This window comes from Hydrogenophaga sp. A37, from assembly GCF_002001205.1.
In the GTDB taxonomy this organism is placed as follows: Bacteria; Pseudomonadota; Gammaproteobacteria; order Burkholderiales; family Burkholderiaceae_C; genus Hydrogenophaga.
Map to the genome: position 1 here is coordinate 25,326 of NZ_MUNZ01000140.1, position 8,779 is coordinate 34,104.

Annotated in this window: 11 protein-coding genes and 2 pseudogenes; 9 read left to right on the forward strand and 4 right to left on the reverse strand. The window is 65.3% G+C overall.

Going from position 1 to position 8,779, the window contains the following annotated elements:
• Positions 1 to 32 precede the first annotated feature (32 nt).
• Positions 33 to 335, forward strand: coding sequence for a hypothetical protein (locus tag B0E41_RS27205; protein WP_077333446.1), 303 nt, complete (start codon positions 33 to 35; stop codon positions 333 to 335).
• Positions 336 to 356: 21 nt separating this feature from the next.
• Here B0E41_RS27205 and B0E41_RS19490 read toward each other — a convergent pair whose 3' ends face one another.
• Genes B0E41_RS19490 through B0E41_RS19505 form a run of 4 tightly spaced genes read right to left on the reverse strand, consistent with a single transcriptional unit; the run spans position 357 to position 3,574 of the window.
• Entirely contained in the window at positions 357 to 995 is a 639-nt protein-coding gene (locus tag B0E41_RS19490; protein ID WP_077333448.1) for a hypothetical protein, read from the reverse strand.
• 13 nt (positions 996 to 1,008) lie between these two features.
• Positions 1,009 to 2,244 (reverse strand): putative zinc-binding metallopeptidase, encoded by a 1,236-nt coding sequence (locus B0E41_RS19495; RefSeq protein WP_077333450.1) that lies wholly within the window; start codon positions 2,242 to 2,244, stop codon positions 1,009 to 1,011.
• On the reverse strand, positions 2,192 to 2,662 hold the full coding sequence (locus B0E41_RS19500; RefSeq protein ID WP_171984828.1) for a VOC family protein: 471 nt from the start codon (positions 2,660 to 2,662) through the stop codon (positions 2,192 to 2,194). Before B0E41_RS19500 ends, B0E41_RS19495 begins: the two co-directional genes overlap by 53 nt.
• Before the next feature lie 21 nt (positions 2,663 to 2,683).
• Positions 2,684 to 3,574, reverse strand: a complete 891-nt coding sequence (locus B0E41_RS19505; RefSeq protein ID WP_077333452.1) for a YihY/virulence factor BrkB family protein — start codon at positions 3,572 to 3,574, stop codon at positions 2,684 to 2,686.
• 245 nt (positions 3,575 to 3,819) lie between these two features.
• Between B0E41_RS19505 and B0E41_RS19510 the strand changes: the two genes are divergently transcribed.
• The 8 genes and pseudogenes from B0E41_RS19510 to B0E41_RS19545 all read left to right on the forward strand — a co-directional run.
• A complete protein-coding gene (locus B0E41_RS19510; RefSeq protein WP_253195024.1) occupies positions 3,820 to 4,728 on the forward strand; it encodes an SDR family oxidoreductase in 909 nt (302 codons plus the stop codon).
• Between the two features lie 45 nt (positions 4,729 to 4,773).
• A complete protein-coding gene (locus tag B0E41_RS19515; RefSeq protein WP_077333454.1) occupies positions 4,774 to 5,271 on the forward strand; it encodes a YetF domain-containing protein in 498 nt (165 codons plus the stop codon).
• On the forward strand, positions 5,261 to 5,920 hold the full coding sequence (locus B0E41_RS19520) for an isochorismatase family cysteine hydrolase (RefSeq protein WP_253195026.1): 660 nt from the start codon (positions 5,261 to 5,263) through the stop codon (positions 5,918 to 5,920). Before B0E41_RS19515 ends, B0E41_RS19520 begins: the two co-directional genes overlap by 11 nt.
• Positions 5,920 to 6,189 carry a GlsB/YeaQ/YmgE family stress response membrane protein gene (locus B0E41_RS19525; RefSeq protein WP_077333470.1) on the forward strand — a complete coding sequence of 90 codons (270 nt, stop codon included), beginning with the start codon at positions 5,920 to 5,922 and terminating at the stop codon, positions 6,187 to 6,189. Before B0E41_RS19520 ends, B0E41_RS19525 begins: the two co-directional genes overlap by 1 nt.
• A gap of 17 nt (positions 6,190 to 6,206) precedes the next feature.
• Positions 6,207 to 6,437 (forward strand): hypothetical protein, encoded by a 231-nt coding sequence (locus tag B0E41_RS19530; protein ID WP_077333456.1) that lies wholly within the window; start codon positions 6,207 to 6,209, stop codon positions 6,435 to 6,437.
• Between the two features lie 107 nt (positions 6,438 to 6,544).
• Positions 6,545 to 6,781, forward strand: a pseudogene (locus tag B0E41_RS27750) (catalase); the annotation flags it as partial.
• Positions 6,782 to 6,888: 107 nt separating this feature from the next.
• Positions 6,889 to 8,331, forward strand: coding sequence for an RNA polymerase factor sigma-54 (rpoN, locus tag B0E41_RS19540; RefSeq protein WP_077333460.1), 1,443 nt, complete (start codon positions 6,889 to 6,891; stop codon positions 8,329 to 8,331).
• Between the two features lie 138 nt (positions 8,332 to 8,469).
• Positions 8,470 to 8,779: pseudogene (locus B0E41_RS19545) on the forward strand (hypothetical protein); the annotation flags it as partial.

Here is an 8,779-nt window from a genome sequence, read left to right on the forward strand (position 1 = left end):
TTGTTCATTCCTTGACTTCACAGGAGATTCTCATGAGCATCATTCATCCCATCACCGCTGCCCTTGCTGGCGTGGCCTTGACCGCGGCCGTGGCCTTCGCCCAGACCACCACCCCGCCGGGCTCGGGCTCGGACCCGACCACCAACACGACGCCGCAACAGATGGTGCCGCCCGCCGGCACCGACACCGCGCCCGGCGCCGCCAGCAGCGGTAGCGGCAGCGGCACTGGCACCACGACCACCACGCCAGACACCGCCAGCACGCCGTCCACGACGGACACGACCGATCCCACGCGCACGGACGTGGCCCGTGCGGGGCGGGCCGACCGCAACTGACGCCACCGCGTCGCTGTTTCGTCAGAAGCCACCCTCTCGGGTGGCTTTTGTTTCAAAGAGCGATTGCACGGGGCGGGTTTCGGGCAGCACATAGATCCACCCGCGCCCGTTGGAAAAGAGCGGTCGGACCACCTCGTTGTAGAACGTGGGAGGAACGTTGATGCAGCCGTAGGAAATGCGGTTGTCGGTGGGCGTGGCCGATGCCATGCGCTCGGGCCGCCGCTCTGCCGGAGGGTGGATGGGGCGCAGGCGGTGCATGGAAACCGCGGCGTCGTAGTCCACCCAGAAGATGTCTTCCCCTTGGTGATTGCGTCCGGGTTCGACCCGGAAGCGGCCCGCCGGCGTGGTGCGTTCGTGCGGTCGGATCGCATTCATGGGGCGGGTGCCGATGCCAGGCACCGAGTCATCACCCTCGGCCGCGCCGAGCAGCACGGGCGACGAGTCCAGGCTGCGGGCCTGCCCATCAAAGACCCAGACCCGCGCGGCGACCTTGTCGAGCACCATGAAGGGTCCGTGGGCAGGGTCGCCGCGCGCTTGAATGGCGCGCAGCGCCTCCTGGGTGGCCTCGCTCGGTGGCACGGGCTGCGCCGCCACGCTGGTGGTCAGGAGCGGCAGGGCCAGCGTGGCCGCCGCCAGACGTGAAAGGATGAGGTGTGCCATGGTTGCTCACTCCTTAAGAAGGGTCGTCAAGGGGCTCTGACCAGGTCCCCAGGTCGGGGTTCCACCGCGCATCCACCGCCCCGATGATCCGGTGGACGAGATGCAGCTTGCGCACCGCGGGCGGCGACAGAACGAACGGGTAGAAGTCCGGCATGCCCATGCTGCGAGAGAGTTCGTTGAGCACGCCGGCGAGCTGCATCCACTGATTCAGCAGGCGCAGAAAGGTGGCGCTGTGCACGCCGCTTTGACCCAACACCGAAGCCTCGAACGGCTCGTAGACCAGCTCCAGCCGCTCGCCCTGGAGGCCAAAGCTCTGCGCCGTGTCCAGGGTGTCCGTCATGTGCAGGTAGTGGGCCCAGGTCTCCGCCCAGTCCTCCCAGGGATGGCTGCTGGCGTAGGCGCTGACGTGGTTCAAGCGCCAGTCGGGAGGCGGACCTTCGCTGTAGTGCTTCTGCAGCGCGGCGCGGTAGTCCTCACGCTCATCGCCAAATTCAGACCGGAACAGTTCGAGCCAGTCGCTGTGTTCCACCAGGCGGCGCCAGTAGTAGTGGCCGGTCTCGTGCCGCAGATGGCCGAGCAGGGTGCGGTACGGCTCCAGCAGCTGGGTGCGGCGCAGCTCTCGCGTGGGGTCGTCGGCCTCCTGAGCGTCCAGCGTGATGACGCCGTCTTCATGCCCGGTGACGATGGGCGTTTCATCCGACGACGTGAGGATGTCGAACGCAAGGCCTTGTTCCGGGTCATCGTCCAGGGGCACGACAGGCAGGCGCATGCCCAGCAACGAAGAGACCAGGCGGCGCTTGGCGGTCTCGATGCGGCACCACCAGCCGGCATGGTCGTCGACCCCGAGGTCGGGTATGCGGCGTGTGAGACGACAGCACAGGCACAGCGTGTGTGTGGGTGTCAGTGCATTGCCGAGGGGGGTCAGCCAGTTGCAGCCGGCAGCGGTGTTCAGGTTGCTGCAGCGTGCGTACCGCCGCTCGGGCTGGGTGGGTTCGGCGCTCTGCCACACCTCGTTGTCGGCTTCAGACTCGGGCTGGTCTGCCTCTGGCTCGGGCTGATCGGCCAGCGGGATCAGCACGCCGCGCTCCGGGTCGTAGCCCAGCGGCGCACCACAGGCGAGGCAGATGCTGTTGCGAAAGAAGATGGGCTGCCCGCAGCGGCACACGAACGCGCGGCTGACGTTGATGAGCCCAGCGTCACTCGGTGGCGGGCGGGAAACGGGTGTGTCCAGAAGACTCACGGAATTCATACAGTCTCAGGGCAAGCCGGATACCCATGCCAGGCGGCCGCGATCCGAGAAACTGGACGAGGCAAAAGCCATGGCCGAAAGGATCGGTCACGAGCGCCAGCTTGCCCCAGGAAGAGGTGTACACCGGATGCTCCAGCTGGGCGCCGGCCGTCAGCGCCCGCGCCACCACGGCATCGACGTCGTCCACGACGACGTCCAGGTGCAAAGGTCTCCAGTGCGTTGGGGGCCGGTCCAGGGGAACAGGGGATGTGGCCCGGTCTCCGGCTGCCTTGGTCAGCAGATAGATGGGGGCTGTGGTGCCATGCAGCTCAACGCCATTCGCGCCCAGGTCGCGCCCCACATGAAGCTCAAAGCACGTGGAGTAGAAGGCGATGGCTCGAGCGAGGTCATCGACGTGGATGTGGACCAGCTGTTGCACGAGGAGCTCCGCCATGCGTTCCTAACCCGGTTTTTCGGCTTCGACCCAGCGCTGTGGTGGCGCCTGCGCTCGGCGAGAGTGCCCCTTCTTTCCACGTTGCGCGAACACCCAGGTGAACTCCGCGCCGAGCAAGAAGATTTGCGCCGAGTAGTACACCCACAGCAGCAGCACCACCACCGAGGATGCGGCGCCAAACACCGAGGCCACGGCACTGCGGCCGATGTACAGGCCAATCAGCGTTTTGCCGACGGTGAACAACAAGGCGGTGATGAGCGCGCCGATCCAGACATCGCGCCAGGCGACACGGGTCCGGGGCATCCACTTGTAAATCATCGCGAACACCGCGGTGATGAAGGCCAGCGTCACACCGAAGTTGATGGCATCGGCCGTGACCGCAAACTCGCCGAACCAGGGGGCCCACCATTTGCCCAGCGCGGCCATCATGGCACTGAGCACGAGCGACACCATGAGCAGGAAGCCGATGCCCAGCACCAGCCCGAGCGACAGCAGGCGAACCCGAAGCAAGTTCCACACACCTCGGGCGTTGGGGCGGTCGGGCACCTGCCAGATGCGGTCCATCGCGTTCTGCAGCTCAGCGAACACCGTGGTGGCACCGATCAGCAGCGTGCCCAAGCCCACCAGCGTGCCCGTGCGGGTGGCGGCTGGCTGGTCCAGGCTTTCCAGCACGCTGTTCAAAGCGGTGGCGCTGTCTTCCCCCACCAGCAGGGCAATCTGCTCGAAGATTTCGATCCGTGCCGCAACGTCGCCAAAGAGCAAGCCGGCGACCGAGATGACGATCAGCAGCAGCGGCGCCATGGAAAAGAGCGTGTAGAAAGCGAGCGCCGCCCCCATGCTGGGCGCGTAGTCGTCGAGCCAGGCATCCACCGTCGAGGTGAGCAAGCCCCAGATCATGGAGTGAGCAACACCGTGTTCGTCGGCGACATCGAACGCTCGCCTCGAGTCATCACGCCTTTGACCTGTTGCATGGGGGGCTCCTTGTCTGGTTGGAACGCTCCCCACCCCTGGCAAACGGTGTTCCCGCGCACGGAAGATGCCGCGAAGTGGCCAACACGTTCACGGGCCGCCAGGCATGCCCTGGCGGGTTGGCACGCCGCCTGCCATTCATGAATCCCCCGGTCATCCACAAGGAGCACGACATGGCATCCCGCAAGCACACGGCCACAAACGACGATCCCGTTCAAACCGGCACCCGTCCACAACCCGGACACATGCCGGCCCAGCACCTCGCCCCGGACGAGCAGGAGGCCGACCTGGAGCTCAAGCCCCGGTTCATGGCGCCCGACTACCAGGGCAGTCAGAAGCTGCTGGGGCGGGTGGCGCTGATTTCCGGTGGCGACTCCGGCATCGGGCGGGCGGTGGCGGTCCTGTTTGCCCGGGAAGGCGCCGATGTGGCCGTTGCCTATCTCTCGTCGGACGAGGATGCCGATGAAACCTGCCGCCACGTGGAAGAGGAGGGCACACGCTGTCTGCTGCTGAAAGGTGATGTGAGAGACCGGGCGTGGTGCGAGCAGGCGGTGGAGCGCACTGTGCAAACACTGGGCGGCCTGGACGTCCTGGTCAACAACGCTGGTTTTCACAAACACGCCGACTCGATCGAAGCCATTGACGACGAGCGCCTGCGCGAGACGTGGGAGATCAATCTGGGCGGGTACTTCCGACTCACGCGCGCGGCCCTGCCGCACCTGAAACGGGGCTCGAGCATCATCAACACCGGCTCGGTGACCGGCCTCAGGGGCAGTGCCCATCTGCTCGACTACGCCTCCACCAAGGGGGCCATCCATGCCTTCACGAAGTCGCTGGCCAGCAACCTGCTGGAGCGTGGCATCCGCGTCAACGCCGTGGCACCCGGGCCGGTGTGGACACCGCTCAACCCCTCCGATCTGCCGGCGCAGGAGGTGTCGGAGTTCGGGCGCGATGCCGACATGAAGCGGCCCGCGCAACCCGAAGAACTGTCACCCGCCTACGTCTTCCTGGCCGCGCCGGCGTGCTCGAGCTACATCACCGGCATCGTGCTCCCCGTGACAGGCAGTGTGGGGTCCATATGACGATGAGACAGGAGGCCATTGGCCCGACACGCTGATGGATTCGCCATGTTCGAACTGTCCGTTCCCTGGTGGGAGCTGCCGCTGAGGGCGGCCGTCATTTACGCGGTGTTGCTGGTGCTCGTTCGCCTGTCTGGCAAGCGGACACTGGGCCAGTTCACACCCTTCGATCTGCTCGTGGTGCTGTTGTTGAGCGAGGCGGTGTCCGCCGGGCTGGCCGGTGGTGACGAGTCGGTCATCGGGGCGCTGCTGGCCGCGGTGACACTCTTTGCGCTCAACCTGGTGGTCGCGGTGTTGACCGCCCGCAGCACCCGGTGGCAGACGCTGGTCGAAGGCGACCCGGTGCTCATCGGGCGTGACGGGCGGTTCTTTACCGACACGCTGAAAAAGAACCATGTGCCGCTGAAGGACGTCGAGCGCGCGTTGCGAGAGGCCGATTGCGACCTGAAGGACTTGAAATATGCCTTTCTGGAGGCCGATGGCGGCATCAGCGTGCTGAAGGAATCGTCCGCCGCGGTGAATGTGGAGGGCGGCCATGGTGCGTAAGAACGAGCTGCCTCAAAGTCGGCGCGCCATTCTGCTGATTGATTTCATCAACCCCCTGGATTTTCCGGAAGCAGGGAAGCTCGCTGCGCCGGCGGTGGAGGCGGCGCGGTGCACCCGCCAGATGGTGCGCGCGGCGCGTTCGAACGGCATCCCCGTGATCTATGCCAACGACAACTTTGATTGTTGGCGCTCCGACTTCACCACGCTGGTGACGGGCTTGCGCCAGGGATCGGGGCCCAGCGCCTTGATCGCGAGACTGCTGCGGCCGCAGCGCCAGGACCTGACCGTGCTCAAGCCCATGCACTCGGCCTTCTACGGCACGCCGCTGGACATCCTGCTGGACAAGATCGGCGTGCGCACCCTGGTGATGGCTGGGCTGGCCGCAGACATCTGCGTGCAGATGTCCGCTGCCGATGCCTTTCTGAGGGGCCTCAAGGTGCACGTGCCTGAGGACTGCACCGCGGCCGAAACCACCCAAAAGAAAACCATCGCGCTGGCCTACATGCGCGACATCCTCGAATGCGACACCCGCCACTGGCGAAGCCTGCGCTGGCTGGAACCGCCATCAGGCACCCCGTTTGCTCCCGGAAGCGCTCACATTCCCGGAGGCCCTGGCCTTCACCATTCATCTTCTGGAGAACTTCAATGATCAACTTCATCGTTTGGCTGATCCTCGGCGGCGTCATTGGCTGGCTGGCCAGTCTGGTCATGAAGACCGATGGCCAGCAGGGCATGTTCCTGAATGTCATCGTGGGCGTCGTGGGCGCGGCACTGGGGGGTTGGCTGATCTCCCCCATGGTGGGGGTGGGAACGATCAACCAGGACGTTTTCAGTATCGGTTCGCTGCTGGTTTCGTTCGTGGGGGCGGTCATCCTTTTGGCCCTGGTCAATCTCTTTCGTCGCGGCACCGCTCGCTGAAGCAATGATCGCCCGCCGTGGCCCCGAAGCCAGCCGCCCCGCAGGACGATGACGTCATCCAGACGGCCACCGTGCTGCCGTCTTTTGGCGCGTTGATCAGCACCCTGTCGGACGCCATCGAGCGCCTGACCACCGCGATGCTCTCGACGAACAAAAGGCGGGCGAGCACGGACTCACCCACGGCCGTGCGCCACAGCAAGGTGCCCGCACCCTGCCGAACGACGACACGGCCGGGGCGAGCACCCTGAGTGAAACCATCGCCTCGCCCATCAAGATCGTGCCTGTGGAGCTGGTGCCCTTGTCATCGTCGGGCGCCTGGTGCTCAACCGCAACCCGACGGCTTCTTTGCCGAGACCTCGTGCCCGGCATCGACTTCAGCAACGACCCGCTGCTGCACGGCAGCATCCACAGCTATCTCGACACCCAGATCAGCCGCCTGGGTGGTCGCTGCCCGTCGATTCCTGCAATATTTACGGCAACAGCTGGCCCCAGATGTTGGGAAGTGCGTGTTTTGCATCTTCATGCAAACGCGATGGCGCAGTGGGCTCACGGATTGGCGAACCTGCACCCCGAGATTCATCAAATTGTTTGAAGTTGTGTCGCGGCGAGCAATGAGGCACGGGGGTTGCGTGGTCCAAGCTTGCGCCCACCCAGGGACCCGTCACAGCAGCTCACAAGGAGGAGGTATCCGTGATTCAGATGGACGTCCGCGCCGATCAGCGCCAAAGCCAGACCCTGTCACCCCGGCTGCAGCAAGCCGTGCGCCTGTTGCAGATGTCGTCGCTCGATTTCGGGCTGATGGTGCGAGACACGTTGGGGAAAAATCCCTTCCTCGAACCCGATGACGGCGCTGACGATGCCGACGCGCCAGAGGCCATCGAGGTGTCGGACGGCGCGATGGACGGCGCCAGTTTCAACGACGAACCGGAGCGGGTTCCGGTGGAAGTGGGAGACGGGGGGCTGGAGTCTGATCGGGACCTCTGGCATGCGGATGCCGCCGCGGGCAACCGCCAGGCGTCGGACGGTGACACGTCGGCGCTGGACCTGATGAAGGCCGAGGACTCGCTCACCATGCACCTGCACGCCCAGCTCAACACCATGCCGCTGGGTGAGCGTGACCTCACCCTGGCGCATGTGGTCGTGGAGTCGCTGGACGACGATGGCTACCTGAGAACGCCGTTGAACGAGCTGCTCGACTGTGTGGCGCTGGACCCTCCGGCCACCCTGGCCGACATGCAGATCGCCTTGAAGCTGGTGCAGTCGCTGGAGCCCGCCGGCGTGGGCGCACGCAGTGTCGGGGAATGCCTGGAACTGCAGCTGCATCAGATCGAATGCGAGGAACAACGCGCTATCGCCCGCACCATCGTGGGCGAACACCTGAACGCGCTGGCCACCCGCGACACGGCCGGCCTGGCGCGACAGCTCGGGCAAGCGCCGGCCTGCATCGAGCGGGTGTGCGACCGCATCCGTCGCCTCGACCCCCGCCCGGGCTGGCGCTGGGGTTCCTCGCACATTCCCTATGTGGTGCCCGACGTGATCGTGAAGAAAATCCGTGGCGACTGGAGCGTGCAGCTCAATCCGGCCGTCGTGCCACGCGTGAAGTTGAACCAGGTCTATGTGGATCTGTTCCAGCGCCATCGCACGTCGGACGACTCGGAGATGGGCGCCCACCTTCAGGAGGCTCGCTGGACCGTTCGCAATGTCGAACAGCGTTTCTCGACCATCCTCGACGTGGCCCAGGCGATCATGAAGCGGCAGCGCCACTTCCTGGAGTACGGCCCCATGGCCATGAAACCACTCGGCTTGCGGGAAATCGCCGACGAAGTCGGGGTTCACGAATCCACCGTCTCGCGCGTGACCAACAACAAATACATGGCCACGCCACGCGGGGTGTTTGAGCTCAAGCACTTTTTTTCGCGCGCCATGGTGAGCCCCAACGGGCTGGCCTGTTCCGGTACCGCGATCAGGGGGCTGATTCAAGACCTGATCCTGGCGGAGTCCACCGGCGAGCCTTTGTCCGACGCTGAAATCACCCGCCAGCTCGCGCAGCAAGGCCTGAGTGTCTCCAGGCGCACGGTCACCAAATACCGTCAGATGCTGCACATCGAGGCGGTGGGTCGTCGGCGCCGCCTCAACGCCTGAAGAAGAGCCGGCGCCCACGCGGCACCGGCCATCCCATGCCCTGTTGACGCCGCCAGCCGGGCGCGGCGATTGCCTTGCCATGCACGACCTCCGTCGGAGGTCTGAACAGCATCTTTCACCTACTCAACAGGAGCAATCATGGCCACCAACAAACGGTATCTGACGGGCATTTTTCCAGACCGCGACAGCGCAGAGACAGCGTACCAAGGTGTCTTGGACCGCGGCTACGACAAAGACGATGTGAATCTCGTGATGTCAGATGAAACACGCGAGCGCCATTTCGGCCGCGAGGACGGTCGCCCCACCGAGCTCGGCAACAAGGCTTCGGAAGGGGCGGGTATCGGTGCGGGCATCGGTGGGGTGCTCGGTGCCGCGGGTGCTGCCCTGGCGGCGGTGGGATCGAGCATCGCTGTTCCCGGCCTCGGGCTGGTGATTGCCGGCCCGATAG

Excerpts from the sequence above, each read along its gene's own strand:
- B0E41_RS19505 (WP_077333452.1), bottom strand. The coding sequence starts at position 3,574 with ATGATCTGGGGCTTGCTCACCTCGACGGTGGATGCCTGGCTCGACGAC.
- B0E41_RS19510 (WP_253195024.1), top strand. The coding sequence starts at position 3,820 with ATGGCATCCCGCAAGCACACGGCCACAAACGACGATCCCGTTCAAACC.
- B0E41_RS19515 (WP_077333454.1), top strand. The coding sequence starts at position 4,774 with ATGTTCGAACTGTCCGTTCCCTGGTGGGAGCTGCCGCTGAGGGCGGCC.
- B0E41_RS19520 (WP_253195026.1), top strand. The coding sequence starts at position 5,261 with ATGGTGCGTAAGAACGAGCTGCCTCAAAGTCGGCGCGCCATTCTGCTG.
- B0E41_RS19495 (WP_077333450.1), bottom strand. The coding sequence starts at position 2,244 with ATGAATTCCGTGAGTCTTCTGGACACACCCGTTTCCCGCCCGCCACCG.
- B0E41_RS27205 (WP_077333446.1), top strand. The coding sequence starts at position 33 with ATGAGCATCATTCATCCCATCACCGCTGCCCTTGCTGGCGTGGCCTTG.
- B0E41_RS19490 (WP_077333448.1), bottom strand. The coding sequence starts at position 995 with ATGGCACACCTCATCCTTTCACGTCTGGCGGCGGCCACGCTGGCCCTG.
- rpoN (WP_077333460.1), top strand. The coding sequence starts at position 6,889 with ATGGACGTCCGCGCCGATCAGCGCCAAAGCCAGACCCTGTCACCCCGG.